The sequence below is a fragment of the Lysinibacillus sp. Bpr_S20 genome (assembly GCF_023337835.1).
Lineage (GTDB): Bacteria > Bacillota > Bacilli > Bacillales_A > Planococcaceae > Lysinibacillus.
This window is the reverse complement of sequence record NZ_JALNLQ010000001.1, coordinates 684,115-711,070: the sequence shown is the minus strand read 5'-3', so window position 1 is coordinate 711,070 and position 26,956 is coordinate 684,115. Positions and strand designations below refer to the sequence as shown.

The 26,956-nt window shown below is 34.6% G+C and carries 22 protein-coding genes, 1 pseudogene and 1 other annotated feature; of the genes and pseudogenes, 3 read left to right on the top strand and 20 right to left on the bottom strand.

The annotated features are described in order from the left end of the window. Nucleotides 1-5 precede the first annotated feature (5 nt). From MWJ95_RS03470 to MWJ95_RS03430, 9 genes are all read right to left on the bottom strand, one after another. Nucleotides 6-1,181: an acetyl-CoA C-acetyltransferase gene (locus MWJ95_RS03470; protein ID WP_249104293.1), complete on the bottom strand. Its 1,176-nt coding sequence runs from the start codon at nucleotides 1,179-1,181 to the stop codon at nucleotides 6-8. 118 nt (nucleotides 1,182-1,299) lie between these two features. Then, a complete protein-coding gene (locus MWJ95_RS03465; RefSeq protein ID WP_249104291.1) occupies nucleotides 1,300-3,483 on the bottom strand; it encodes a helix-turn-helix domain-containing protein in 2,184 nt (727 codons plus the stop codon). A gap of 60 nt (nucleotides 3,484-3,543) precedes the next feature. Beyond that, on the bottom strand, nucleotides 3,544-4,323 hold the full coding sequence (locus tag MWJ95_RS03460; RefSeq protein ID WP_249104290.1) for an enoyl-CoA hydratase/isomerase family protein: 780 nt from the start codon (nucleotides 4,321-4,323) through the stop codon (nucleotides 3,544-3,546). Further along, entirely contained in the window at nucleotides 4,320-5,204 is an 885-nt protein-coding gene (locus MWJ95_RS03455) for a 3-hydroxyacyl-CoA dehydrogenase family protein (RefSeq protein WP_249104287.1), read from the bottom strand. The genes MWJ95_RS03460 and MWJ95_RS03455 overlap by 4 nt, the downstream gene beginning before the upstream one ends. Before the next feature lie 71 nt (nucleotides 5,205-5,275). Continuing rightward, nucleotides 5,276-6,829: a class I adenylate-forming enzyme family protein gene (locus tag MWJ95_RS03450; protein ID WP_249104285.1), complete on the bottom strand. Its 1,554-nt coding sequence runs from the start codon at nucleotides 6,827-6,829 to the stop codon at nucleotides 5,276-5,278. Nucleotides 6,830-7,386: 557 nt separating this feature from the next. Next, entirely contained in the window at nucleotides 7,387-7,857 is a 471-nt protein-coding gene (yiaA, locus tag MWJ95_RS03445; RefSeq protein WP_249072309.1) for an inner membrane protein YiaA, read from the bottom strand. Nucleotides 7,858-8,272: 415 nt separating this feature from the next. Then, complete coding sequence (locus tag MWJ95_RS03440; RefSeq protein WP_249104282.1) at nucleotides 8,273-10,102, bottom strand: ABC transporter ATP-binding protein; 1,830 nt, start codon at nucleotides 10,100-10,102, stop codon at nucleotides 8,273-8,275. After that, nucleotides 10,095-11,858, bottom strand: coding sequence for an ABC transporter ATP-binding protein (locus tag MWJ95_RS03435; RefSeq protein WP_249072307.1), 1,764 nt, complete (start codon nucleotides 11,856-11,858; stop codon nucleotides 10,095-10,097). Before MWJ95_RS03435 ends, MWJ95_RS03440 begins: the two co-directional genes overlap by 8 nt. A gap of 71 nt (nucleotides 11,859-11,929) precedes the next feature. Further along, entirely contained in the window at nucleotides 11,930-12,388 is a 459-nt protein-coding gene (locus MWJ95_RS03430) for a MarR family winged helix-turn-helix transcriptional regulator (RefSeq protein ID WP_249104279.1), read from the bottom strand. 569 nt (nucleotides 12,389-12,957) lie between these two features. On the opposite strand from MWJ95_RS03430, the gene MWJ95_RS03425 reads away from it, so the two are divergent. Continuing rightward, entirely contained in the window at nucleotides 12,958-13,470 is a 513-nt protein-coding gene (locus MWJ95_RS03425; RefSeq protein ID WP_249104274.1) for a peroxiredoxin family protein, read from the top strand. Between the two features lie 362 nt (nucleotides 13,471-13,832). Here MWJ95_RS03425 and MWJ95_RS03420 read toward each other — a convergent pair whose 3' ends face one another. From MWJ95_RS03420 to MWJ95_RS03375, 10 genes are all read right to left on the bottom strand, one after another. Further along, on the bottom strand, nucleotides 13,833-14,246 hold the full coding sequence (locus MWJ95_RS03420) for a GNAT family N-acetyltransferase (RefSeq protein WP_249072304.1): 414 nt from the start codon (nucleotides 14,244-14,246) through the stop codon (nucleotides 13,833-13,835). Nucleotides 14,247-14,319: 73 nt separating this feature from the next. Next, nucleotides 14,320-15,546: an MFS transporter gene (locus tag MWJ95_RS03415; protein WP_249104270.1), complete on the bottom strand. Its 1,227-nt coding sequence runs from the start codon at nucleotides 15,544-15,546 to the stop codon at nucleotides 14,320-14,322. A 63-nt stretch (nucleotides 15,547-15,609) separates the two neighbouring features. Then, nucleotides 15,610-15,871, bottom strand: a binding site (T-box leader). Nucleotides 15,872-16,117: 246 nt separating this feature from the next. Beyond that, nucleotides 16,118-18,247, bottom strand: coding sequence for a type IA DNA topoisomerase (locus MWJ95_RS03410; RefSeq protein ID WP_249072302.1), 2,130 nt, complete (start codon nucleotides 18,245-18,247; stop codon nucleotides 16,118-16,120). Nucleotides 18,248-18,418: 171 nt separating this feature from the next. Next, a complete protein-coding gene (locus tag MWJ95_RS03405; protein ID WP_249072301.1) occupies nucleotides 18,419-18,610 on the bottom strand; it encodes a hypothetical protein in 192 nt (63 codons plus the stop codon). A 345-nt stretch (nucleotides 18,611-18,955) separates the two neighbouring features. Continuing rightward, nucleotides 18,956-20,191, bottom strand: coding sequence for a HAMP domain-containing sensor histidine kinase (locus MWJ95_RS03400; RefSeq protein WP_249104526.1), 1,236 nt, complete (start codon nucleotides 20,189-20,191; stop codon nucleotides 18,956-18,958). 3 nt (nucleotides 20,192-20,194) lie between these two features. After that, nucleotides 20,195-20,893, bottom strand: a complete 699-nt coding sequence (locus MWJ95_RS03395; RefSeq protein ID WP_249104267.1) for a response regulator transcription factor — start codon at nucleotides 20,891-20,893, stop codon at nucleotides 20,195-20,197. Nucleotides 20,894-20,978: 85 nt separating this feature from the next. Next, the gene (locus MWJ95_RS03390; RefSeq protein WP_249104264.1) at nucleotides 20,979-22,943 is read right to left on the bottom strand and encodes an ABC transporter permease; all 1,965 of its coding nucleotides are present in this window, start codon (nucleotides 22,941-22,943) and stop codon (nucleotides 20,979-20,981) included. Next, nucleotides 22,933-23,652, bottom strand: a complete 720-nt coding sequence (locus MWJ95_RS03385) for an ABC transporter ATP-binding protein (RefSeq protein WP_249104263.1) — start codon at nucleotides 23,650-23,652, stop codon at nucleotides 22,933-22,935. The genes MWJ95_RS03390 and MWJ95_RS03385 overlap by 11 nt, the downstream gene beginning before the upstream one ends. 26 nt (nucleotides 23,653-23,678) lie before the next feature. Continuing rightward, nucleotides 23,679-24,119 carry a lipoprotein BA_5634 family protein gene (locus tag MWJ95_RS03380; RefSeq protein ID WP_249104260.1) on the bottom strand — a complete coding sequence of 147 codons (441 nt, stop codon included), beginning with the start codon at nucleotides 24,117-24,119 and terminating at the stop codon, nucleotides 23,679-23,681. A gap of 16 nt (nucleotides 24,120-24,135) precedes the next feature. After that, entirely contained in the window at nucleotides 24,136-24,351 is a 216-nt protein-coding gene (locus MWJ95_RS03375; RefSeq protein WP_249104257.1) for a hypothetical protein, read from the bottom strand. A gap of 287 nt (nucleotides 24,352-24,638) precedes the next feature. On the opposite strand from MWJ95_RS03375, the gene MWJ95_RS03370 reads away from it, so the two are divergent. Together MWJ95_RS03370 and MWJ95_RS03365 are read left to right on the top strand one after the other, a co-directional pair. Next, nucleotides 24,639-25,376, top strand: a complete 738-nt coding sequence (locus tag MWJ95_RS03370) for a hypothetical protein (RefSeq protein ID WP_249104256.1) — start codon at nucleotides 24,639-24,641, stop codon at nucleotides 25,374-25,376. Nucleotides 25,377-25,621: 245 nt separating this feature from the next. After that, nucleotides 25,622-26,236, top strand: a complete 615-nt coding sequence (locus MWJ95_RS03365) for an FMN-binding negative transcriptional regulator (protein WP_249104254.1) — start codon at nucleotides 25,622-25,624, stop codon at nucleotides 26,234-26,236. Between the two features lie 52 nt (nucleotides 26,237-26,288). Here MWJ95_RS03365 and paiA read toward each other — a convergent pair. After that, nucleotides 26,289-26,808, bottom strand: a pseudogene (paiA, locus tag MWJ95_RS03360) (spermidine/spermine N(1)-acetyltransferase). Nucleotides 26,809-26,956: the final 148 nt, after the last annotated feature.

Here is a 26,956-nt window from a genome sequence, read left to right as displayed (position 1 = left end):
CCCCCTTATAATGCTTCCCAAATTGCTGCTATTCCTTGCCCTCCGCCAATACAAACAGCACTAACACCATATTTCTTCCCTCGACGGCGGAGCTCATTAATTAATGATAAAGTGATACGCGTTCCACTTGCTGCAAGAGGATGTCCAATTGCAATAGCACCACCATTTACATTGCCTTTTTCAAGTGAAAAACCTAATAACTTTTGACAGGCTAAATATTGGGCAGAAAATGCTTCATTAATCTCAACTAAATCTATATCGCCCATCGTTAAATTTGCTTTTGCTAATGCTTGTTGAATTGCTGGAACTGGACCAATCCCCATATATTTCGGCTCTACCCCTGTAACAGCTGAGGTAACTAAACGAGCTATTGGCTTACAATTATGCTCTTTTACAAATGTTTCTGAAGCTAATATAGCTGATGCTGCACCATCAACCATCCCACTTGCATTACCTGGTGTTACAACTCCATCTTTGACAAATCGAGCTGTTAATTTTCCAAGTTGTTCTAAGCTAGTGTCTCGAATATGCTCATCTTCTACAATAACTTGTTCGCCTTTACGTGTTTGAATTGTAACCGGGACAATTTCTTCTTCTAGATACCCTTCTTGACGTGCCTTTTTCGCAAGTTCATGACTTAAAAACGCATGCTCATCAATTTCCTCACGCGTAATCTGATATTTTTTCGCTACATTTTCAGCTGTTTCTGCCATTGAACATTGTCCATATGTGTCATATAAACCATCCCACAGCCAATCTTCAATAGCAGGGGCGCCAAGCTTAACACCATCACGCATACCACGAATAACGTGTGGGACTTGTGACATATTTTCAGTACCTCCCGCTAAAACAACATGTGCTTCTCCAACTTTAATATAACGAGCCCCTGTGATCAGTACCTCTAAACCCGTACCACATAAACGATTAATGCCAATTGCGGGCGTTTCTATAGGTACTCCTGCTTTCAGTCCAATATGACGAGCCAAAAAATGTGCATCTTTAGTAGAATGCTGGACATTTCCAAAGACGACATGATCGATTTGATCAGTTTTAATATTGGCACGCTTAATAGCCCCTTTTGCGGCTATAGCACCTAAATCAGTAGCTGTTACATCCTTGAAAGACTGTAAAATTTCTGCAAATGCAGTGCGTGCACCTTGAATAATATATACTTCTTCCATAAAAAAACCCCCTATAATGTAAGCTTAATAATTTTGTTGTTAAGCTACATTATAAAGAGGTAAGTTCCTTGTATATACCTACACTGTGTATGAAGAATATTTGAAAGTTCCGTACTCATTAACAATTTTTTAAGTAATACATCTTTAAAGCTAATAATAAATCAAAACGTGTTTCCGCATTAGATAAATCTATATCTAAAACTTGTTGAATTTTTTGAAGACGATATTGTAATGTACTGCGATGAATATACAGTTGTTCAGACGTTTCTTTTAGATTTCCATTATTCAATAAATAGTAATTTAAAGTCGTAAGTAAATCTTTATTATTTTTTAAAGATAATAATGACCCTAAATACTGATGAATGTACATCTTTGTTGAAATATTTTTTTCTAATTCATGTAATACTAAATAGGAACCTAGATTTTCAAAAAATATAGGTTCTTTTTGCTTTGTTTCCGCAATTTTCACTGCTTGTTTAGCTTCCATATAACATTTATAATAGCTTTCTAGGTTCTCATTAGTGAAATTACTGATCCCCAAATACATTTCATTATTTTTATCTTTCATACTAACAATACTGGACATATAATTGTAAAACTTTTCCCAAAAATCTGATACTTTTAACTCTTCGTCTGCTTTTATAATAAGTACAAGCGTTTGCTCATATGAACTGTAAATAAAATTTTTATTATAAGCTTTTAACCGGGATTTAATTAAATCTTCAATAGCAGTTCTTGCTGTTTCATTTTCAATGATTGTGCCCTTTGCATTTCTAGCACATTTTATTTTCACAATTGCCATTCGATGTGGCTCGTATACATTCCAATTAAAGACATTTGCATATGTCATCATATCGTTTTCATCTGAAAAGTTTTCAGATAATAGGCGATTAATCATTCCATCTTTTACTTGCTCTTTAGCACGGAAAATTAATTTTTGTTTCATAAATTGAATCGATAAAATATTTAAGCAGATGTCTATCCCCAACTGTGTATATTCATCAATTTGAACGATATGGCCAATCATCAAGTAACCTACTAAGCCGTCATTATCAAGAATTTCGTACGTTCGAATATATTGCATGTCGTCCTTCGTATAAATTGATAACCAATGCGATTGTGTAGATGGTTGTGTAATAAAATACATGGCCTTTTCAAGTAATTGCTGGTAGCCCAATTGGTCATCTGCAAATGAATGAGCTAAGGTTTTTAAAAAACGATTACAAATAATAATCGGACTTTGTAAATATTCACTAATCAACTGTGCAATTTCTGTAAATTTATCATGTTGTATCGTTTCATTTACAAGTTTTTGCTGAAGTTGAAGTAACTTTTGTAGCTTTCGCTGTGTTTGTTTTTCATTTTCATATAAATATATATTCCCAATCATTGCAGCTCCATGTTGAGCGATAAATTGCATTAATTGCAAATCTTCAGTTGAAAATTGTTCATTTGGATACTCTTTTTTCGCAATTAATACACCTATTACATTATAGTTAACTATGAGTGGGACTGACATAAAATCACCACCAACTTCCTCTAAATAAGGGAAATAATCAGAAAACACATTTCCTTCGTTTACTATAATTTCCTCTGCAAATACGTACTTACCAAGGCTTTGTCCTTTTCGATAAAAAGCACTCTCTTGCTCAGAAAAAATATAAAAAGCTCCATCTTTCACATGAAGACTATGTGCCATTAACGAAAGCATTCTAACAACAATTTCTTCCAACGAAGTATTTATTGCTATACCTTTCGATAACCATTCATTCATAATATGATTTCGGTTTTGTTGGGTATTTTTTTCCCGTGCTATTTGCAAGGCAAAGGCTAAATCCTCCCCAAACTCCGTAATCGTTTGACGTAAGTCTTCATATAGTTTGATCTCCTTATAATAGCCAATGATGCATAGCCCATATAATCTTTCATGATCTCTAATGACAATTGTATACCAAGTTTTAAAGCCTTGTTGTTCCATAAGTTGTTGAATAGCACAATCTGTTTTTGGTGTCTCATTCGTAAACATGGCACTATCTTTAAATAAATCCGGATTACATTCCGTGATGAATAGCGAAAATTTTTCTATAAATTCATCCTCAACTCCATAATGCACATTAGCAGATAATTGAAATTGTCTTTTTTCCAATACAATAAACGCATCACATTTTTGTTCCTCAATATAAATGCTTGCTAAGTTTTTTAGTAGCTCTTTTTCACTATCAAAACGAATAAGTTTTTTTGACAAAGCACGTAAATATGCATTCAAATAATCAACAAACTTCTGTCGCTTTGTATTCTGCATAATATCCCCCCATTAAAAAAAGACTTATCATAGCAATACTATGATAAGTCTTTTTTGTTGTTATTTTCCAGCGAAAACAGGTTTACGTTTTTCTATAAATGCTGCAAGTCCTTCAATACGATCTTGCGCAGCAAATGCTGTATTAAAACATGTAGTTTCTATCACCAAACCAGATTCAGTATCTGTATTTACGCTTGCTTGAACAGCAACTTTTAATGCTTGAAGCCCAATTGGGGGCTTTTTAACTAATCTACCTGCCCATTCCTGTGCTTCTTCTAAGACGTTTTCTTGTGGCACTACTTTATTAACAATGTGATACGAATAGGCTTGTTCAGCAGTAATTGTATCACCAAAGTAAAGTAACTCTTTTGCAATAGCTAAACCTGTAATCTTAGATAACCGTTGTGTACCACCCCCACCTGGAATAATACCCAAGTTTAATTCTGGAAAGGCAAATTTAGCTTTATCCGCCGCTATACGGAAGTCGCAACACAAAGCTAACTCAAATCCCCCACCTAAAGCTAAACCATTAATGGCAGCTATAACTGGCTTTGTTGAATGCTCAATCGTTGTAAAGGTTTTACGTGATACCTTGTTCATTTTCGTTACACCAACTAGATCCAACTCATTCATTTCATTAATATCAGCACCAGCAACAAACGCTTTTTCACCGCTACCAGTTATAATAATTGCCCGTACACGATCATCTCGGTCTAATACATCTATAATTTCATTTAATTCTTCAAATACCTCAGAGTTTAATGGATTTACAGGAGGACGGCTTATTGTAATAGTGGCCACATAATCTACAACATTTACCAATAAGTGCTTAAAATTCATTTTAAAACACCTTCCTTCGTTTGTTTTTGAGAATAATCGTAGAATCCTGCACCAACTTTTTTACCGAAACGTCCTGCTCGCATCATTTGCTTTAATAATAACGGTGGTGCATATTGAGCGTCATTAAATTCCTTACTAAAATACTCCATTACATGATAGCCTATATCTATGCCTGCAAAATCTTGTAATTCAAATGGTCCCATCGGGTGATTTAGTCCTAATTTTATGGCTTTATCTATATCTTCGGCTGTCGCAATTCCTTCTTCTAAAACTCGAATAGCTTCTATAAATTGCGGAATCATTATACGATTCACAACAAAACCAGGGGCATCAATTTTTACTTCAATCGATTCTTTTCCTAATGCCGTCACTAACTCACGGAGATGTGCCACTGTTACATCACTTGTCTCATAACCTCTTACAATTTCTACAAGTTTCATAATTTGTGCCGGGTTAAAGAAATGTAATCCTGCCACTTGATTTGGACGATTTGTTTCTGCAGCAATTTCTGTAATAGAAAATGATGATGTATTAGATACTAAGATTGTATTTGGGCTCGTAATGCGATCTAAATTTGCAAAAACGTCCTTCTTAATCTCAATATCTTCAATCACAGCTTCTATGGCAACATCTACCACATTAAATTGTTCTAAAGCAGTAGTTGTTTTAATACGACCTAATGTTTGCTGTTTTTGCTCCTCTGTTAATTTTCCACGTTGCACACTTTTAGACATAAACGTCTCAATACGCTGCAAAGCACCTTCTAAAAAACGCTCCTCAATATCTTGTAAAATAACTTGAAAGCCTTGTAATGCAGCTAAATTTGCAATACCTGCCCCCATTGCGCCTGCGCCGATAACCCCAATAGTTTGAATTGTCATACTTTATTTCCTCCCTTAATTTTTTATATTGAAACCTATTATTCTAGATCCATTTCAGTTATTATTGCTTGTCAACGTAATTCAGTCTGTAATTGTTTTCGCAATTTTTTCTGTAATTCTACCTTTTGAATTTTGCCACTTGCAGTCACAGGGAATTCATCTAAAATAACAATTTTGGTTGGGCATTTATAGGTTGCTACGTTTTCTTGGACAAAATTCAGAAGTTCTTCCTCTTGAACTGTTGCTTTATCCTTTACTAAAATTGCTGCACACACTACTTCACCTAATACTGTGTCTGGTAAACCAACTACAGCAACTTCTAAAACAGCTGGGTGCTGGTAAAATATCTCTTCGATCTCTCGTGGATAGATGTTATACCCTCCTCGAATGATCATTTCTTTTTTTCTACCAATAATCCGCACATACCCTTCTTCATCCAAAGTTGCTAAATCTCCTGTGTAAAACCATCCATCTTCAGTCAATACTTCTTTCGTTCGCTGTAAATCATTGAAATATCCCTTCATAACTCCTGGCCCTTTAACCGCTATTTCACCTACATTATTTCGCGGCAACTCATTTCGCTTGTCATCAACAATTCGTAATTCCGTGCCTTTAATAACTAAACCAACTGTTTCTGACCGTTGAATGTCACTATCTTCCCAATCACTAACTGTTACAGCTGGCGAAGTCTCACTTAAACCATAAGCTACCAAAATATTGCAATGCATTTTATAAAGAATTTGCTGAATAATTTCAACAGGACACGGTGCAGCAGCAATAATACCTGTTCGTAAACTTGTTAAATTATAGTTGACGAAATTCGGATGGTTCAATTCCAAAATAAACATTGTTGGCACTCCGTGATGAATTGTTACAAGCTCTGTTTCAATTAAATGTAAAGCCTCTTGTGCGTTATACTTTTCCATTAATACAATTCGGGCACTTGCAATAAGTGTTACTAAGCTTCCGGCCACTATTCCAAATACGTGAAAAAGCGGGACCGGTATTAACACAACATCCAGTGACGTTACCCTCAAGGCATTTTTCATCGCGACAGCATTGTACAATACATTTGAATGTGTTAACATTGCCCCCTTTGGAGCTCCTGTTGTACCTGACGTATATAAAATAATGGCAACATCATCCTCTGATGGTTCAATATTTGGCTTTATAAATGACAATTCTTGGTGTAGTAATTTTTCTAATGTTAGCTTTTCTTGATCCGTTTCACGTACTAGCACAATATGCTCTAATGTTTGGAAACTTTGCTTAACACTTTCAAGCTTACGAGCATTTTCAGCTGTTGTAAAAAAAGCTTTGGCACGGGAATTTTGTAAAATGTAATGAATCTCGTCTATTTTATAGGCAGTATTAAACGGGACAATTGTTGCACCAGATTTAACAATTGCTAAGAAAACAATATAAAACTCATACCAATTTGGTAAACTTACAGCAATGTGATCTCCCTTTTGTACACCCATAGCTTGTAGCGCACCTGCTAATCGCTCAACATCTTCAAATAATTCTGCATATGTTTTCCTATTTGAACCATCAAAGCATACTTCTTTATCCAACATCTTTTCATTTGCCTTATAGATTGCCTCATATATTGTGCAATTACTCATATAACGCCCCCCTTTGTCAACAAGTTAGTATCATTGTATGAAAACCCCGCTTCGCCTTCTATGTGCACCATATAGTAAATTCCATAAAAAAATCATATACAATACAGGAAAAATTTCTCGATTCACTAGCGTATATCGAGAAATTGATACGCGGTGCAATCGGGTGAAACTATTCAGCTACAGTTGAACTTTCAAGATCATCATGCCAAACGTTTGATTTCACTGTATATAAAAAGCCAATGTTTTGAATAATGTTTCTTCAAAACGTTGGCTTTTCTTTCATTTCTAAAATCCTGTTTTTATATTTCCCCCACTTATTCTACTAATTCACTATTTGTTAGAGGGAAGATACTTCCCCCATTTTTCCCAATCCTCTTCAGTCGATTTAGTTAACTAAGCTAATAAGTTCGCTATCTTTTTCAACAATTCTTCTCATCAATAAGAAAAGCTGCCTTTGACTTTGGCAGCTTGATCTTATTTTTTAGTAGCTATGAACCCTTGGCGAGCCATGAAAACCCCAGCATATTGTAGGATTCTGCTCCATTGTGGTACATAACTCAGCCTTTTTCTCTTGCCCTCTGTGTATCTCTTATATTCTTTTGAACTGTTATAGCTGCAAATAAACTAAGAACAAACGCCATACCATAAAATCCTTTTTCACTTAAAACAATGCTTCCTGCATTGTATAAACCGATGGCCATTAATGCAATCGATACAATAAGCGCGAACCAACTAATACCATAATAAATATGAGTAACTGCTACTCCCTCATCTTTATCTCTAACTGCTTTTTGTAAAGATATCGCTGAATAGAGTCCGAACACTAAAACTGCAAAGTAAAATCCCTTTTCATTCAATTGCATCGTTGCGTTAAACAAACCTATAAGATAAGATGCAACACCTACTAATAGCGCTGCCCACGAAGCCCCTTTAAAGGCCGGAGTCGGTTCTCCTTCTTTCCTTTCTTCCTTCACTTTTAAATCATTTCGTTTCTCTTTATCTATTAAGACTTCATTATCATCTTTCAAATTTCCGCCTCCATCATTTAGTCTAATAAAAATGGAGCACCCGAGACACTGAAGTGCACCCATAGCCCTGCAAAATGTACCCGCCATAAAGTTAAACAAGAAAAAACGGTCTTCGCTATTAAAGTATATGCACATTAGCATGAAGACTTCACAATCTTTAAGTTTTCGCGATTCGCCATAATGGGGATCGAAATTGGCTTTGTGCTTGGCCAGGCACAAGAACGACTGCTCTTAAGAACATTCCCACTCCGTAAATTTAATAAGAAACTTCTTTAATTTATCGTTGTCAACAGTATTCAATGAAAAAATCACCTCTTAGAAAATAACGAGGTGATTTTTATCAATGCCTTATTATGAATTTTTCAAAGCTACACGCTTCCCAAGTAGCCGTTAGCGAGTCTATCGGCACTCAAATTCAAGAAGCATCTTCAAACTGACTATTATAAAGATCCGCATAGAATCCTTTTTCCGCAAGTAACTCTTCATGATTACCGCTTTCGATAATATCTCCATCTTTCATCACTAAAATCAAGTCGGCGTTTTTAATGGTTGAAAGTCTATGGGCAATCACAAATGATGTTTTTCCTACCATCAGTTTATCCATCGCTTGTTGAATAAGTGCTTCCGTACGCGTATCAACGGAACTAGTTGCTTCATCTAAGATAAGCAACGGAGCCTTTTTAACCATTGCCCTTGCAATCGTTATCAGCTGTTTTTGTCCGACAGATAAACTTGTATTATCATTTAAAACTGTGTCATAACCTTTCGGCAAGGTTTTAATAAAGTGGTCCAGACCTACTGCTTTACAAGCTGCAGTCACTTCTGCATCGGTTACATCATCTTTATTATAAATGATATTTTCCTTAACGGACCCTTCGAAAAGCCAAGTATCTTGCAGCACCATACAAAATAAATCGTGAACATTTTTTCGAGTAATCGACTTATTTGGTACGCCCTCAATCATGATTTCTCCACTATCGACTTCATAGAAACGCATGAGAAGATTAACAAGCGTTGTTTTTCCGGCTCCAGTCGGTCCGACAATGGCAACTTTTTGACCTGCTTTAATTTGAGCAGAGAAATCTTTAATAATCAGTTTCTCTTTCGTATAGCCAAACTTAACATTTTTAAATTCCACATTACCTTCGACATCTTTAGCTTCTAAAATCGTTTTCTTTTCACTTTCGTCTTCTAGTTCCGCTTCATTTAAGAATTCAAATACACGTTCGCTTGCTGCAGCAGTTGACTGTAAGCTTGTAGCTGCCTGTGCTAACTGAGACAACGGCTGTGTAAATAGGCGGATATACACCATAAAGGAAACGATCACACCAAATGTAATGGAACCCTTCATTGTTAATGCGGCCCCTACGACACAAACAACAACATATCCTAAATTTCCGATAAAGATCATGAGAGGCATCATCATGCCCGACATAAACTGTGCGCGCCAAGCACTATTAAAAAGACTTTCATTGATTGCATTAAATTCTTGCTTCGCTGCTTGTTCACCGTTATAGACCTTCATAACATCATGCCCTGAATAGATTTCTTCGATATGGCCGTTCATTCTACCAAGGTCTTGCTGCTGGCGTATAAAGTATTTTCGGGATTTGGATATGATAAAGGACATTAATACAAATCCAATGAAAGTTGCAGCAATTGCAGAAAGTGCCATCGTTACATTTATATAGAACATCATTATTAAGGATCCGAAGAACATTACAACCGCTGTTACGAGCGAACCAATACTTTGGTTTAAAGACTGTCCAATCATATCTACATCATTCGTGACACGGCTTAGCACATCTCCATGAGTTGTAGAGTCAAAATATTTCAATGGTAATCGATCAATTTTGTTCGAAATGTCTGTGCGTAAACTTTTGGAAACACGCTGTGTAATCGTAGCCATAATAAACGACTGCGTATAATTAAAAATAAAACTCAACCCATACAAAATAGCAAGGAACAGGCCAATTTTTCCTATAGCTGTAATATCAATCTCACCACTAATGCCTGCCATTATTTTATCAGTGATCTCACTAAGCTTATTCGGTCCAATAATCGTGAAAACTGTTCCGACAACTGCCAATACAAGGGCTAAGAGAATCGCTGGCAAATAAGGCTTACAATAGGCAATCAACTTTCCCCAAGGCTTTTTAAAGCTCTTTGGCTTTTCTCCAGGAGCTACCATATGACCTGGGCCACCGGGACCTTTTCGGGGCTTATTTGTTTGTGTATTACGCATTTTCCAACTCCTCCTTTGAAAGCTGCGAATAGGCGATCTCCTGATAGGTCTTACAAGTTTTCAATAATTCACTATGTTTCCCCATACCAACGATTTTACCTTCATCAAGAACAATGATTTTATCAGCATCTTTAATCGTTCCTATTCGCTGTGCCACAATCAAAGAGGTTGCACCTTTCGTTTCTTTTTTCAAGGTAGAACGAAGTTGACGGTCTGTTTTATAATCTAAAGCAGAGAACGAATCATCAAAAATAAAGATTTCCGGATTTCGATTCACTGCTCTGGCGATAGAAAGACGTTGTTTTTGTCCCCCTGAAAGATTTGTACCGCCCTGCGCAATCGCTGCATCATATTCGTCATCCATTTTCTCTACAAATTCTTTCCCTTGCGCAATTTCCACCGCTTTTTTGATCTCCTCATCTGTCGAGGGAGCCTGACTGTTGCCACCATAAGCAACATTCGATTTTACCGTACCCGAAAATAATACGACTTTTTGAGAAACGTAACCAATCTTGTTATGAAGCGCTTCCTGTGCATATTCTTTCACATTCATGCCGTCGACGAATACTTCACCTTTAGTAGTATCGTAAAACCTTGGGAGTAAATTAATTAGCGTACTCTTACCACTACCTGTAGAACCGATTAAAGCGACCGTTTCGCCTTTATGTGCAGTAAAGCTAATATTTTCTAAAACATAGTCCTCTGCATTCGGATATTTAAAGCTAACATTTCTGAATTCAATCTCACCTTCGATTCCCTTAGGTGACGATTTCTTTTCTCCATCAATAATGGTCTGAGGTGTATTTAACACTTCATTAATACGTGCTGCAGATACTGCAGCTCTCGGAAGCAAAATGAACGTCATTGATAACAGCATAAATGCCATAACCACTTGCATTGCATAAGATGAAAATACGACCATATCACTGAACAAACCGATTCTATTCATACCTTCTGCATTATTAATTAAATGCGCTCCAATCCAGTAGATAGAAAGAGTTAATCCTGACATAATCAGACCCATCCCCGGCTGCATAAGGGCCATAAGTCGGGTCACGAAAAGATTTGTATCCGTTAAATCCTTATTTACTTTGTCAAATTTTTCTTCCTGATATTGTTGTGCGTTATAAGCATGAACAACACGAATACCCGTTAAACTTTCTCTCGTTACGCGGTTAAGATTATCTGTCATTTTTTGAACGACTTTAAATTTCGGTAACACAAAGATGATCAGGTTGCCGATCAAAATAAGTAAAACAATGACAGCTACTCCGGTTGCCACTGACCACTCCCAGCTTTTCCCCGTAATCTTAAAAATAGCCCATACGGCAAGGATAGGCGCCTTAATCATTACTTGAAGACCCATCGCAACCGTTTGCTGTATTTGTGTTATATCATTTGTAGAACGAGTAATTAGACTTGCGATTGAAAAACCATTAATCTCCTCCATAGAGAAAGAGAGCGTTTTATCAAATACGCCTTTTCGTAATTCCTTTGAAAGCGACGTTGCTACCTTTGCCGCAAAATAGCCCACAATGACTGCCAATATCATACTGCCAAGGGCACATAACAGCATCTTCCCTCCAGTTGTCCATATTTCGCTCGTTTTACTACCTTCCGTTTGTACAAGGGTTGTAATTTTAGACATATAATCTGGCAACTTTAAATCCAACCAAACTTGCCCTACTATGAACACAATACTAGCTAAAATAAGCGTCCATTCTTTTGGTTTTAGATATTTAAATAATTTCAACACGTTTGCATTCCTCCTCATATAGTTAGCATGCTAACTATATACAAATAAAAACTTTAAAAATAGCATCTTCCTCAAGATTCTATATTTTCTTTCATAGCATCCATTACTTCAAAAAACACGTCAAGTTTCTCTTCTGGGATACCTGTGAGTAATTTTCGTTCAAGAATCGCCCTACGAGTCATGATATTGTCATGTATTTTCAGTGCCTCTTCTGTTAAAACAATTTTTTTAAGTCTTGAATCGTAGGGAACAGATTGCCTTGTAATTAACCCATTACTTTCCATAGATTTTAGGATTCTAGACGCTGTTGATTTACGAATAGAAAAATCTCGTTCAAAATCCTTTTGAAAGACATCTTTATCTTGGTTTTTGTAAAGATAACTAATGGTCCAACCATGCATGGCAGTAAGGTTATCTTTTTCCGGTATTGTCGTACATGTGGTTTGATCCAATTGCCTTCTCATTAGGAGCGATAATGTGCGCAATTCTAATCCAACCGATCTCCTTTTGCTCAATTTTACAACCTCCAATATTTCTACGCCCTAACTATCGTATTTAAAAACTAGTTTAGTAGCATTTCTGCATCTCCATAATAAAAATACTCATGTCCTTAGGTACCGAAAGTGATCAGTAGGCCCCGAAAGTGACAGGTATCCCTGTAAAGTGATCAGGTAGGCCCCGAATGTGATCAGGTATCCCTGTAAAGTTGATCGGGTAGGACCCGAATGTGATCAGGTATCCTTGAAAAGTGATCGGGTAGGACCCGAATGTGATCAGGTATCCTTGAAAAGTGATCGGGTAGGGCCCGAGTACCGATAAATCATGTTAAGATATATCTTCGTATTCAGTTTGCCATATTGTCTTTAAATAATCCAACAATAAAGTATGTTTATAAATGTCAAAATAACAATGATATTGTGCTTGGTTGCATAAATAAATTTCTATAAAGAACGAATGACATAAAAATTGTTAGAGAAAAAGATTTACCTACAATGAATCATGGAATCTCGGGATTTGTTTTTTTATTTTACATATCTAATTTATAATAGGAAATAATACAAAGTGGTCAATATAATTTTCAATTTTAAGGAGGATCAGTATGTCTACATTTAAATTGCGTGATAAAGTACCTAATTTCACTCTTCCAGCAGTGAATGGAGAGGAATTCTCTTTTGCATCTCATCAAAACCAGCATAAAAGCTGGCATCTCATTATCTTTTTCAGAGGATCATGGTGTCCTGTTTGTCTTCATGACTTAAAAGAGCTCGAAGAAAGTAAAAGTTATTTTGAAGGCAAGAATGTTCATCTAATTACTATTTCAACGGATAAGTTGGTCAACTTAAAGAATATGGTCGATGAGCATAACCTTTCTTTTACCGTCTTAGCCGATGAAGAGTTAAATACATTAAAAGCATATGATGTTTTTTATCACGGAGAAGATGCGCCTTACGAGGATCATGGTACGCATGGAGAGCCAGCTTATTTCCTTGTTGATGAGAAGGGACAACTGCTATATCAACAAAGACAAACAAGTCCATTTGGACGCCCATCATCAACTGAACTTCGCAAGATTGTCCAATATATCGGAAAAAATTTAAAGTCAAATCAATAAACAAACGTAAGTATATTTTAAAAGCAAAATAAAAAAATTCACATCAGAAAAGCGCGAAAAATCAACATCTCTAAAAATTGATTGCTCGCGCTTTTTAAGATTTTCTTATTGAACTGTGGCTAAAAAACAAAACTAATTTCATTTCCATTTCTGACAGCTTATAATTTCTATTCATTCTACTTTTGGCAAAAAAGCGTTAGGTTACTGCATTGGACTTACATAAAAGCGTTACTATATTCTCTGAAGTTGAACACTTCGAAGCATTATCAGGTTTTGAGATATTTATTGCATTTTGTTCACCGTTAGCAAACAATACCCCTAACCAACAAGAATTCCAAAACGTTCTCATTAACTATTGAATCTTAAAGTTTTTTTGTGTAATAGTACCGCTTACCCGTTAGTGGATAATCATTGAGTACAAATTCTTCTTTATAGCCTAGCTTCACGTAAAAATCAGGTGCTTGAAAACTAAACGTATTTAAGGCGGCAAACTTGCATCCTCTATTAATAGCAATCTTCTCAGCTTTACGCATCAATTCCGTACCAATATGCTGTCCACGAAGTTTTTCACTTACCCATAAATACTCTACTTCTAACCAATTTCCATGTGTATCACCAATCAACCCCGCAACTCTTTTTCCTTGTTCATCTTCTACAAAAAGACCAATATCTTTTACTATCTTATCTTCAATATTATCAAGATTGTATTTTAATAACTCTTGAATAATATGTTCTTTTTCTTCTTCAGTGACCTTTTCAGATTCAATATATTTCATTTCTTCGACCCCTTTATTTAAAATTCTACTCATAATAAAATGCATAACATAGTGTGATTCAAGCCTTTTTTATTTAACTGTTTAAAGAAGAAGCAGCTTTTTTAAAATATCCCTGCCGTTTACCACCTGATACAGCTTTTAATGCCACTAACCCTAAAAAGAAGAAGGCAAATGAACCCATTAACCCCACAGGACGGATCGAAGTTAATTCAGCAGCTAAACCTATTAAAACCGTTAAAGCAACAATGAAACCTGCTTCAATGACACTAAAGATGCTTCCGAATCTTCCCATCATCTTCACAGGAACATGATTTTGGTAGAACGTCAAATACCCTGTATTTGCAAACGTTACAGCAAACCCGATTAAAAACACACCAGGAACTGCACTAAAAAAGCCACTCGAACTATAAAGTACTAAATATCCTATTGAGGTAAAAATGGTACCAATACCTATTAAAAGATTAACAGCAAGTTGCTTTGAAAATAACGAATTAATAATGGATCCTATTATTATTCCAGCTCCAAAGACACTTAATAAAAACCCATAATTGGTGTCAGATATTGAAAGTACGCCTTTAGCAAATGCTGCCTCGAGAGAATCTATTGCGGTCATGAATATAGTAGTACCACTAAATAATAAATATATTTTTGTGATATAGGTAACGTCCTTACTGAAATTAAAAACAACTAAAAAATCAGTTTTTATCATATCCCATGTAAATCTTTGCCCCTCAGTCTCTTTGAGTCCTGAATCAACATTTGGTAGCATCAAGATAATCAGTGCTGAAAAAAATAAAGCCACTGCATTAATATGAATGGCAGTATAAGGGGTACCCATCCAAAATAAAATCCCAGCAATAGCAGGACCTATTAGTGAACCACAAGAGTTGATAAAGCTACGAAGTGCATTAAATCGTTGCCGATCTTTTTCTGGTATAAGTTTAGTCATATAAACCATAGATGTAGGTTGAAAAATAGCACTTCCCATATTAATGATAAACGCTAGTACATAAACATAAATAAGTGAAGGTAAAAATGGAATTAATGCAATACATATTGCTCTGAAAACATCTAATCCCATCATAAGTCGCCGTGTATTTACCCGATCAATTAAACTACCTGACCAAGCATTAGAACATATAGTTGCAATTGGACCAAGTATATATAAAAAAGCAATTGCAAATGGGGAACCTGTTTCATTCAAAATAATTAAATTTAGTGCGATTAGGTAAACCCATGCACCCACATTTGAAATACCTATTCCCCCTAATAGTATTAAAGGATACTTCCATCTGGACATAACACCACTCCTATTTTATTTTTTGAAAAACAAAATAAAAAAACTCACCCCCAAGATAGTTATCTTGGGGGCGAGTCATATCGCGGTGCCACCCCAGTTCATTTCTACATTGCTGCAGAAGCCTTATCGAGTACAGCTTTGGAAATAAATCCTGCGATACTCTATCTCTTTAACGTGAGAATACGTTGCACCATCATTGTTCCAACAAACAAATCCAATGCACAGCTCAAAGGCTTGTTTCAACATATTTCCTATCCCTCTTTTTCAGCTACCAGAGGTCTCTGTAGATAGTCCGTATGTTTACTCTTCTTTTCATAGCTTTTCATATGCAATTTTGTAAAATTTTATACTATTTAAAACTAAAATTCAATACAAAAAAACGAAGACCACTAATTATTTCTATGACAAATATGGAATGATTCGCATTTGGTGTTACAGAAACTTCATGCATACTACAATTATTGTTATTCAACTAATCCGTTCATTTAGTAGCATAACATTACACCATTCAATCAGTTTAAAAAGGAACTGATCAAATGGTACTCTTTTTCTTTTCTTAATGCTTCCGCTTTTACTTTTCATTAAACTCAAATTCAATCTTTCCTTCTACCAAACGGAGTGACGCGCTAAATTGTTTACCATTCTTTGATTTAAACCCTTTAATCACAGCAGTCTTCCCACTCTTACATAAATCATTAATGTTCTTTTCAGTCAGTTTTTTTCCTAATAGCCTTCCTGGGAACGTTTGCTTACAACCATTTTTATAATTCGAGCAACCGTAAAAACTTTTACGCAAACCTATTTTTCCTACTTTACATGTCGGACATGTCACAATATCTTTCGCAGCAGCTGGTTTAAATTGCTCAGCTTCAATTGTAAGTGACTCTAACTGTTGCGGTACCTCCCCGATTAATTGATTAACAAACTTGCCTATACTTTCAATAAAATGTTTTGCAGAGCCTTCCCCACGACCAATTTTATTTAAGTAAATTTCCCATTTTGCCGTCATAGAAGGGCTTGAAAGTAGTGTTCCTTCAATTGATCGACATAAAAGCTCCCCTTTAGGCGTGATGCTCACTATGTTTTTTCGTACTTCAATAAATCCATGCTTTTTAATCGTCTCTATAATGCCACTCCGAGTTGCCTCTGTACCAATACCTTCAATCGATTTCAGCACCTCGATTTCTTCTTCATCCTCAACTGATTTACCACATGTTTTCATCATCGTAATGAGTTGCCCTTCTGTATAAGGCTTAGGAGGAGTTGTCGTGCCTTCTAAAATAGAAATCTTACTTTGTACCATCTCATCTTTGGAAACGATAGGTAACGACTTTTCACGCTCCTTTAACTCTTTTTCACTTGAAAACAATTCTTTCCAACCTTTTATAAGTTCTGTTTTCCCTACCGTTTTAAACTCTAAATTTTTGACATTTGTTATAATCGTTTTTTCATCGTATTCATAATCTTGGTGAAACATAGCGAGTGTCGTATTGACTATCTCAAAATAAATATTTCGCTCATCCGCATTCATAGATTGTAACGCTTTTTCGGTCGGCACTTTTTTCGTTGGAATAATAGCATAGTGCTCCCCAACGTTGGCACTGTCGACGTAGCGTTTGTTATTTCCTCGATTAATCACATTAAATGACTTTCCTACGAGCTGCTGATATTTTGGCAAGGATTCATTTAAATAGGCAAACTCATTATGTGTAATGAGCTGTGAATCGGTACGTGGGTAAGAAACGAGTTTTTTCTCATAAAGGGATTGCGTCAGTTTTAACACATGCGACGGACTGTATTTCCAGCGTTTATTGGCGGCAGCTTGTAATGTTGATAATGCATGTAGTTTGGGTGGTGCTATACGCTTCGTTTTGTTCGTTACACTCGTAATCAGACCTGTATCCTTCGGTTCGACCCCATGTTGTTGCAATAATTGCACTGCCTCTGCACGCTCTTTTGTTTTTAACTTTGCCTTTCCTTTATATAAGCCATTTTGTGCTTTAAAAACCCCTTCAATTTCATAAAAATTTTCAGGTTTGAAATGTTCGATTTCCTGTTGCCTTTTATAAATTAAATATACGGTTGGTGATTGCACACGTCCGATGGAAATACTACCCTTAAAGCCTTTCTTTTGTAAAAGTAGCGTATATAGGCGACTGCAGTTCATACCTACTAACCAATCGCTAATTTGACGTGTTTTTGCTTCTTGGTACATGAGCAAATCACGTTCATTACTTTGCATATTATTAAACCCTTTTCGAATTTCCTCAACTTCTAATGAATTGATCCATAATCGTTTTACAGGCTTATTTACTTTCGTCATTTTTAATAGTGAGTAGAAGATATTTGAACCCTCACGTTCACTATCGCAGCAATTATAAATCATTGTTACTTGCGGATCACTTAAAATTTTTTTGACTGCATTAAATTGTGTATACATTTTAGAGACAACTTTATCTTCAAATTTTTGTGGAATGATAGGTAAAGATCCAAGCGACCATTTCTCCCATTCCTTTTGATATTCTTTTGGCTCCTTTAACTCAACAAGATGACCAACTGCCCAAGTAATTACTGCGCCCATAGGAAAAGTAGAACAAGGTTCCAATTCAATAAACGTTTTCTCTTTTTGTTTAATTTTAAATGCGTCTGCATAAGCTCTTGCTTGAGATGGTTTCTCTGCCAAAATGGCGATTTTCCCCATTAATCATCACATCTTCTTTAAAATATTTTAGTAGCTTTATATATAAACATTAAACTCAACTAATCAGATTAGTTGAGTTTATTATGGCATATCTTACTACTATTTTACTTTAAACAATTTAAAATATCACTTACTAAAATCTTTGTACCTAGAGCACCCTTCCATCTTAAATCACATGAAGTTATTTGCGGCACTACCATCTACATCAAATTTTGAAACGGATTTTTCAAGTTCTTCTGCCATTTTGTTCAGTTCTAAAACAGAATACAGGATATCTTTATTGTAGCTTTCTTGCTCTATCGTACGCTCTACAACACTTTCTGTTGCCTTTGCAGCCTTATTAGCAAGCATTGTTGTTTCCATTACTCCTGCTGTAATCTCCTCGGAAAATGCGGACATTTCTTCTTTTAATGCTTTTCCTAATCATGAAAAACTTAATCTCGAATTTAACTATGGAATATTTGAATATCGATAATAGAATCTACTCAATCTAATTATTTTATTAAAATTTTTCACCGCAACTATTAGATCCCTTCTAAAACTAAAACAAAAAGTTTGGAAGATTGGAAATACCAATAAATAGCAATGCATTTACATGATATTCATAAAAAGGCAGTAGCAACAAGGATTTGTTCCTTGTTGCTACTGCCTTTCTGTTATATGTAGAAAACTTTTTATGGACATGGATCGATTACAAATTAAAAAATTTTAGAATTTTATAAAGGTAATTGTAAACTTTGTATAAGCATTTTTCTCACTTTCAACTTTAATCAACGCTTGATGCGCTTCAATAATCGCTTTTGTTAAAGCCAAGCCAATCCCTGTAGAATCATGTTTTTTAGAAGTGCTTGCTTTGTAGAATCGATTAAAGATATGTGGTAAGTCTTCAGCAGCAATCCCTTCTCCAAAATCTTGAATTATGAGCTCTGTATAAATCGGTGTATCATTAACTTGAATTGTGATTTTATCACTATGTTTGGAATGCTCAATCGCATTTTTTAGCAAGTTCATCAAAGCTTCTTGCATCCATAATTTATCGTGCATAACCATTACTTCCTTCGGCCCGTCCCAGTCAATTGACAAATCCCTTTCATTGATTATATTTTCCAAACGATTCAAAACTTCATTAATGGTATTCACCAAGTTTAAAGGTTCTTTATCAAATGAAATTGCTTTGGCATCAATTTTTGCTACTTTTAACAAGTTTTGAATTAAGACATTCATTCTGGAAATTTGAACTTCATTATTTTGCAATAATTGAACTTGTTGCTGACGGGGCAATTCTTCATTCAATAACATTTCATTATAGATGGAAATAGTTGAAAGTGGCGTTTTTAATTGATGGGATATGTCTTGTAACATTTGTCCTAAAAATTCCTTCTCTACAAGTAAATCCTTCATATTTTTCCTAATTATGTCTTTCATAGAGCGGAATGAAACAGCTAATTTGGCGATTTCTCCTTCTTTATTTTCATTTATTGTAACTGAGTAATCTCCATCAATTATTTTCTTAGCAGTTGAAGTAAGTTGCTTGATTTTATTGAAAATAATCTTGTATTGTATATAGTTTGCCAAAAAAAGCATTAATCCGAAACCAATCAATCCCCATAATATTGTTTGATTAAAGCTAGAAATATGGTTATTTAAAAGTGGAAAAAGTTTTGTCTCCAAATCTTCGTATAATCCATACTGCCTAAAGATTTCTCTCCCTTTCTCCTGATACTCACTTGAATCAGAAGAATTACTTGTTAAGACCTTCATAATTTCTGTTTCATTCTCAGGATTTTGTTCAATCAATTTAGCGGTAATTTCTCCCCAGGCTGTAATAGAATCCGTTTTTAAATGATTGTAAAATATTTGATGTGAAATTAACTGACAAACCACAAATAGAGAAAATAAAACCACCAGTATTATCATATAACCTTTCAATTCGGTATTTTTCATCATCTATTCTCGGTTCACATCCTTGTCCCAATGATATCCTAATCCTCTTTTAGTTATGATAAACTGTGGATTTTTGGGGTCATCTTCAATTTTTTCTCTTAAACGCATTATGTATACAGATAACGTATTTTCTCCAAAAAAAACATCTTCTTCTTCTGTTATTTTCAGTAAGATTTCATCCCTTTCTAATATTTTGTGAGGGTTTTTCATAAAAGTTAACAAAAGCTTATATTCTAAGGTTGTTAATGGAACAATACCTTGATTTTTATATACCTTTACTTGGTTCATATCCACCTTTATATTTTCAGATATTATAATCATTGAAACTTCTTCCAATCTAGCTTGTTTGCGTAATTGTACTTTTACTCTCGACATAAGTTCTCTCACTCGAAAAGGTTTTGTTATATAATCATCTCCGCCAATATCTAATCCCATTACCACATTTGCTTCTTCATCCAGAGCTGTTAAGAAAATAATAGCTGTTGCATTATTTTGTTTTTTGAAGTGCAAACATAAGTCATACCCATTTCCATCTGGAAGGTTGATATCTAATATAGCCAAGCCAAAAGTATTATCATTAAATTGACTTTTCGCTTCTTTTACACTAGTGGCTCTAGTCACCTCATAACCTTCATTTCTTAATGAAAATTCAATGGCTAGACCGAGTGCTTCATCGTCTTCTACAAGTAATATTTTATTCAAGTATATCTTCTCCTTCCTCTCACTCTATATTAGCAGTTACCACCAAATCAGAATAGCCTGACTATACGTAGCCAGGCCTTTGGTATTATTCTTCTCTTATCGTATCTATAATATTATCCTGTTGGATTCTTCTCAGCGGTAGCAGAACAGATAAATAACTGATTAACAAAGCTGCAGCAAACGTAATGAAACAAGCGTTATAGGGAATCGACCATTCAACATTAAAGAGACCGGATGCAGCCGTGTACAAAATATATGAAAGTATACAACCATAAAAAATGCCTTGCAAGCTTCCAGAAAAACCGTAAATCAGTGCTTCATAAATAATCATTTTTTTCAAATCCCTTTGGGACATGCCTATGGATTTTAGTGCAGCCAATTCTTTTCGTCTAATCATGATACTTATAGTAATCGTATTAAGGATATTTAAACTGCCAATTAAAGAAATGACCACAATAAAAGCATATACAAGAACTTTGATAACGAGAGCTGACTCATTTTTGGCTTTATTCTCTTCAAAGTTATTGACCACTGTAATGGAGTGTTTTTTTCCAATGGTCTTCTGGATGTCTTCAACAGTTGCGATAGATTGATTTGTATCCTTCAATTCAATTTTAATACTTAAGTCTTGTTCATAAACCTCGGATACATTTTTAATCAACTTTATTTGTTCTAAAATTTCCAGATTCTCAGAAGAAACATTATTTTCAATTGTAAGATCCGACTTGGACGGATCGTTCACAAGTTTGGATGAAAATGCGATGTCCATCAATGATGAAAAAGTAATAAACAATACACTACTTATAATGATTGATAAAATAGTAACGACATAACGATTTTTATTTCTTTTTACATTTTTAATGGCCATACTTAATGGAAATGAAAAAGGTTTTCTTAGCACCTTATTATTTTGTTTTTTGATTCTCTCTTTTTTTATTGACAATCTACTGCTAATTGCCAACAAAGGAGATATTCTTCCTGCGAAAAAAGCAGGAAAATAACTGGATACTAATACAGCTATCAGAGTAAGAATCGAACTAGCCAAGATTATCTTCCAATCTATATAGAAAAAAGAAACATCTGAACCTTTGTCTACTAAAATCACGAAAAAGGCTTGGAGAATAGCAAGCGCCAATAAGCTGCATACAACCCCAATTGGTATGGCTATGAAAGCTAGCACGGCTGCTTCTTTCATTACAATTTGTCGAATTTGTTTTCGTGTAGCACCGATGCTTCTCAGCAAGCCAAACTGCTTCATTCGCTCTACGACGCTGATTTGAAAAGCGTTGTAAATAACAATAATTGTAGAAATTACAACAATACTGACAACGATAACTAGCATAATCAGAAGCGATTGATTCGTTTCCGGTTTCAAAGCTTGAATCAAATGCGTATTAATAACAATGTTATTATCCTCAGTAATTGAGTTAAGTTCGTCTAAAACCTCATTAAAGTTTGCCTTCTCGTTAATTTCAATTAATATCCTTCCCTCTCCAATAGCAAACTCACTTTTATATGTTAATAATCTCCCCTCTTTATTTTTTTGTGTAAACCCGCTATTATTCAGTAAACCGACCAGTTGATATGTTTTTCCATCCAGTTCAAATGAGTCACCTAATCGAAGATCTTTTTTTATAAAAGGAATTAACCAGGAATCGATAGCTGCTTCATGAGCATTGGACGGTAATTTTCCATCCAATAGGCTGTAAGTTAGAAAGTTTAAGGCTTGATGATCCGCGAAATTTATACGCACAGAAACCTCTTCAACCGGAACAGTGTCACCCTGGGACATTAGACCAAACGATTCAATTTGGGGATTAAATCTGATTTTATTTAAAATCGCCTCATCGTAGTTTGATATTCCAACGTGAAAAGAAATGCCGTTTATCTTCTTGGCGTTCTCAATTTGAGAGATTTGTGAACCTTTCATAAACAGTCCAATAGTTGAAATTAACGCTACAGAGAGCACGATTCCAACCAAGGTCAAAATTGTTCGTTTCATATTCGCTTTTAAATACTTAGTACCTAGTTGCTTATAACTATTGATCAAAATCATTCCCTCCGGTCAGTGACTCTTTCGCAGTCAGTCGTTGGTCCGAAATGATTTCACCGTCTTGTATTGTGATAATCCGATCTGAAGCTGACGCTATCGTTAAATCGTGAGTAATCATTACAATGGTTTGATTATATTTTTTTGCCGTGAATCTTAATAAATCCATAACTTCTTTCGTATTTCGAGTATCCAGATTACCTGTTGGCTCATCAGCAAGTATCAAATGCGGACGATTAATAAGCGCCCTGCCAATTGAAACCCGTTGCTGTTGCCCGCCAGATAGTTCTGAAGGCAAGTGATTCTTACGTTCTTGAAGCCCTAGGATATTAATAATTTCATTTAAATACTCCATATCTATAGATTCACTATCCAATAACGTAGGTAAAGCAATATTTTCTTGGACATTTAATACAGGTATCAAATTAAAGAATTGAAAAATGAACCCAACTTTTCTTCTTCTGAATACTGAAAGCTCATTGTCTGAATATTTATATATGTCATTATCCCCTATGAATACCTTTCCAGAACTAGGGCGATCTAACCCACCTAAAATATGTAGCAGCGTACTTTTTCCAGAACCAGAAGCACCGACGATTGAGACAAACTCGCCTTGCTGAATAGAAAGATCAATTCCTTTTAATGCATCTACCCTGTTATTGCCTTCTCCATAACTTTTCGTTATATTCTCTAAACGTACAACTTCCATATAACTCATCCTCTCATCATTAAAACTCAATCTTGTATGTCTACAAAATTTACTTTGCGTTGGCTATCTGGATAGACGTTCTCAATTGTTTTGAAAACTTGTTCTACTTCTTCTTTATCTTCTTTATAATCAAATTTATAATCCTTTAAGTGAATCAGTGTCATAACGGAATCTGGGTCAGCTAACTCATCATAAGTTTTGTCATTTAAAATAACAATATCCATATGCAAATATCCGATCCATATTTGATTCTTAATATAACTTACAGGTATCATTTGTCCATTCAAATCTATCTGGTGATCTACCAAATCATAATCACTTATAGAATAGAACAAATTTAGTGAACCAGGTAATTCTTTTATTTCTTTAACAGGTTCTGAAATGGTAGATACACTGCCTGGTTCTTTTCTTGCTCTAATAACTCTTTTCTTAACTAATTGTTTAGCAGTAGTTTTGTTAATAACCAAATACTCACTTTCTGATTCACCATTTTTTTGTTACGATGAACTTCGCTTTGTAATCATAAGTTTGTTCAGTTTTATTTTTATATTCCTGCTTAACTTTCTTTACATCTTGTTCTGTGCCGATAACTACTATTCCATTAGCTGGTTGTGGTGGGCCTTGAATATAACGTTTTACTCCGTATCCTATACCTAAAAAAATGGCGATAACTAAAACTAAACTTATAATTTTTTTCATTTTCTTTCTCCTTTTTACTGATGTCTAAATTATAGACTAGATATTCTTTATATTTGAATAACTGTTGTCTAACTATTTATGCTCTATTCTTACTCAATTGTAAGAATAGATACTTTTTCATGTGTTAGGAAATGGCATTTGAAACAATTTAATATATCACTTACAAAAATCTTTGTACCGTAGCCCTTTTAAAAATTTTAATCTCTAATCGCAAATCAATTAATTCCGTCTAATTTTTTTGAAGTATAATAAATAGAAAATATTGTAACAGAGGGGATTGAATGAAGGTGAAAAAATATTTACATGTAGGAATTTTGTTAACTACATTCGTATTCATGGGGTGCAATGAAAAGTTAGAAACAGAAGAACAAGGTAAGAAAGAGGAGATTAAGATTTCACCTGTTAATCAAGCAACAGTAGATAATGCTGTATCTGATATAAATGAAGAAAGACCAAAAACTCCTTTAAAATTATCTCAAGAACAAAAGAAAGAATATCATAATCAATATGTAAAAATCATAGATAAAGTAAATCAACAGAAGTTAGGAATGCAACTGGGAGTTTCCCCAATAGATGAATTTAAAGCAGCAGATTGGGTAGAACCGGAAGTTTTTGCAAATAGGATTCAGAAACAAGTAGATGCTTTTTTGGAAGAGGAACGTAAAGCGTTAGCTGCTATGACAAAGAATAAAAATCAAGATGCTACCGAAGTAAGTGGTGGTTGGGCATTAGAAAAATATATTTATGTTGCAGGTATAGTAACTCGACTTGAGATTATAGTGGATTTTGAAACACAATACAGCGAATCTAGAAATGGTCAAGTATTTGCAGGAATAAACAAGATATCAACGCAAGTAGCAAAAGGTTCGGAAGGAACGTGGGAGCAAACGTCTTACAAAGCCTCTTTGCTGGATGACCAAACGTATAGCATTCGTATTGAAGGTATTCACCATAATAATAATTTATCAACTGATAAATTATTTACTATAGAAATTAGCTGTGATAAGTTCGGAAAAATACATTAATATATAGAAACATTTTTGGTGAAAAATTTACTTAATAAACGGGGCGATTGGTCAATTTGATCTCTTCGTATGCTAACAAGGTACTTTAGTTACATAAAAACAGAATTGGTTCTAACTATGTTTTTATGTTTTAACAGCAACAATCTTTTTGAAAACAGCCTATAATAAAAACTACATTGTGGTAGAGAAAATCTTGTTTATTGTAACATCCCACAATGATTTCTATAAAGAAGGAGAGATTTTGCTTGTATATTCCTAAGTATTACAAAGTAACTGATTTAGAGGAAATCAAAGAGTTTATTAAAGACAATTCCTTTGCCACAATTATTTCAATAAGAAAAGGAAAACCAATAGCATCCCATGTACCATTATTATTGAATAAAATTAAGGATGAATATTACCTAACAGGTCACCTTGCATATGGAAATCCTCTTTGGAAGACTTTTGAGGATATAGATGAAATATTAGTTATATTTAATGGTCCACATGCGTATATTTCTTCTTCTTGGTATGAAAAGGAAAATGTACCAACCTGGAATTATCAATCAGTTCATGTTTATGGAAAAGCAAGTCTCATAGAAGGAAGTGAGTTAGAACAGGATTTAACTCTTTTACTTGAAAAATATGAGAAATTCCGTGAAAATCCTGTATTGTGGGATAAACTTTCTCCTGAAATGTTACAACAAGAGATAAAAGGAATAAAAGGATTTAGAATTAACATAAAGGAAGTTCAAGCTGCCTATAAATTAAGTCAAAATCGTAATGCTACTGATTACGCAAATATTATAAGCAAGCTTTCTAAAGAAGAGGATCCTAATGCTGCTGCAGTAGCAGAAGCCATGAAGAAAAATAGAAAATGACTAAAACAGAAGGCAGAAATGTTGTTATCTCAACGTTTCTGCCATGAATATTTTATATATGTGTTTTTGTCATGATAATATCAATTTGTTCTTCATCACCCATATAAAAAGAGTGACCTCCCGTTTGGATAAAACCTATTTTCTTATAAAAACCTATGGGCATTATCATTCTTTTCCCAAACACCTAACCAGATGCTTTTTTTGTTTTGTGCTACGGCTCTTTCCATCGCTTTGTTGATTAAATGTTTGCCAAGCCCTTTTCCTTGATAGTTGTTTCTAATATAAATTCTTTCAATTTCGAGTGAGTCATCCCCCATAGCTTCAGATTGAGCCTCATTAACATTTACCTTTAAATAGCCCGCAGTTTCGTCGTCGTAATAGATGAAATAAAATTCCGAATTTGGATTGGACAATTCTTTCTCCAGCTGTAAAGTATTAAATGCTTTCTCCAAATAAGTTTTCATATTATCAGGTGAATTTTGATCTTTAAATGTGTCATTAAATGTTTCGATACTGATTTCTTGTAGTTTTATTAAATCTTCTATTGTACTCTTCCCTAACTTTACTGTCATTGATTACACTCCTTTATTATTAACTCTCTATAAATATTCATATTGTAAGTGCAACATAAAAGGCATGTATTCAATTTAACTTATTTTTGTTGTATTTGCAACAAAAATAACTATAGGAAGTCTTAATTTTGTCACCCTTCACCCTTTA